The organism is Bacteroides sp. D22, assembly GCF_000163675.1.
Classification (GTDB): domain Bacteria; phylum Bacteroidota; class Bacteroidia; order Bacteroidales; family Bacteroidaceae; genus Bacteroides; species Bacteroides xylanisolvens.
This window is the reverse complement of record NZ_GG774859.1, coordinates 1-1597: the sequence shown is the minus strand read 5'-3', so window position 1 is coordinate 1597 and position 1597 is coordinate 1. Positions and strand designations below refer to the sequence as shown.

Annotated in this window: 1 protein-coding gene; it reads right to left on the bottom strand. The window is 43.9% G+C overall.

The features are described 5' to 3' along the window. Positions 1-170: 170 nt before the first annotated feature. On the bottom strand, positions 171-1460 hold the full coding sequence (locus tag HMPREF0106_RS00140; RefSeq protein WP_005813368.1) for an IS1380-like element IS614 family transposase: 1290 nt from the start codon (positions 1458-1460) through the stop codon (positions 171-173). Positions 1461-1597: the final 137 nt, after the last annotated feature.

Here is a 1597-nt window from a genome sequence, read left to right as displayed (position 1 = left end):
CCTAAAATCCGCAACTATCATCCAATACACGATTAAGGGTAGATTTATGAGTCGTTAGTAGCAGCTTTCAGTAAAAAGCAACAGCACAACATCAATATGTAGCCACCATCCCCTTACCCCACGATGCGACTTGAGGTAATACGCAGATTCTAACCGGAAAGAAAGGATTCTTATCCGAATTCTGTTTTGAAAGGTCTTGCATAAGCCCGGTTTTCTGTATAGATATTCAGCACGTATTGCCTTGCTGTCATGATCCACTTGGCAGGTACGGAGATGAAGCTGAAGACAAAAGCCTTTATGCGACTCGTTTCCTTGAGCCCGAAAGCCTTGGTGTCAAGCTTGCTAATGATGGTCTTATAGAAATTGTGTATCAATGCCGTAAGCAGAAGGAATACGGTGTTCTCTGACATGAACGACTTGGGGAGCCTGTTCCAGCCGAATCCGTTGTTCATATCATCGAATATACGCTCTTTGCCCCCACGCTTGTTGTAAAATTCGACGATGTCTCTTGTTGATGAGTCATAATCGTTGGTAAGAATGCATCTGTAGGTGTATTCACCTTCCCACAAGTCAAGCTCTCCATCCATGCGCTTTTGTCTCTGAATGACAAGACGATAGCACTTGCCTTCCCATTTCTCAACAAGAATGGAATTGAGTTCAAACTGGATGCCGTTGATTTCCTCCGTCTTCCATCCCCTCAGTGAAAACAAGTCATCGTAGAGCGAACTGCATCTGTTGGCGCGGATGTAGAAGTGCGTGCAATGCTTCTCTATCTCACTGACAATTTCCTTCGAGCACGAACCACAGTCGGCTCTGAAGCGATTCACACGGATGCTGTTGGCTTCCAGTAGGGCAAAGAATCTCTTGTGGGTCTCAGCCTGATAAAAGCGCACATTTGTGTTGCCATCGCTGTTCTCGACATAGACAATCATGTCACCGATGACATATACGCCAGGTCTGTAGCCGAGGAACTTCTTGTATGTCGGTTTTGCATCATACTTCTCTGTTTCAAGGAACTGATGGTCGAAATCAACATCGTAGGTTTCCACCTCATTCAGTTCACCAGTGGAAACCAAGGCTTTTATAAGCAAGGCGTTGAGCTTGTCTGCCGTATTGAAATCATAGGTCTTGCCCTTATCGGAAGTATATGAGATGTTTTCCTGTGTCAGTTCCTTGATGGCTCTGAGGATGGTATCAGAGCTGCATGTGCGCAAGGTCGGATGATACGAGAGATGACGCATCAGATGCGATGTTACATCCTCCACGCATGAACCGCCACAGAAGTACACGCTCATCAGAGAACGAATAATTTCGCTGTACTGATATCCGATGATACTGCTGCATCTCTGACCAAGTGTCTGGTCGATAATAGGTGAAAGCATGGAGTCAAATTGCTCCATGATTGAAAAAATTCCTCCAAAAGGTGTGAGTTTTTCAGATTTTATTTGTACCTTTGCCATGTCTTGTTACGATTTACGCTTGTTTTGAATTGCAACACTAAGATAAGTGAAAAATCTGACATGGCAAAATCCTGAGCAACTTTTTGTTGCTCAGGAACTTATAAATAAAGTTAAATTATAGTGTTGCGGAATTAAGG

Bases quoted from the DNA above. Each gene is read 5' to 3' on its own strand.
- HMPREF0106_RS00140 (WP_005813368.1), bottom strand. From the start codon at position 1,460: ATGGCAAAGGTACAAATAAAATCTGAAAAACTCACACCTTTTGGAGGA.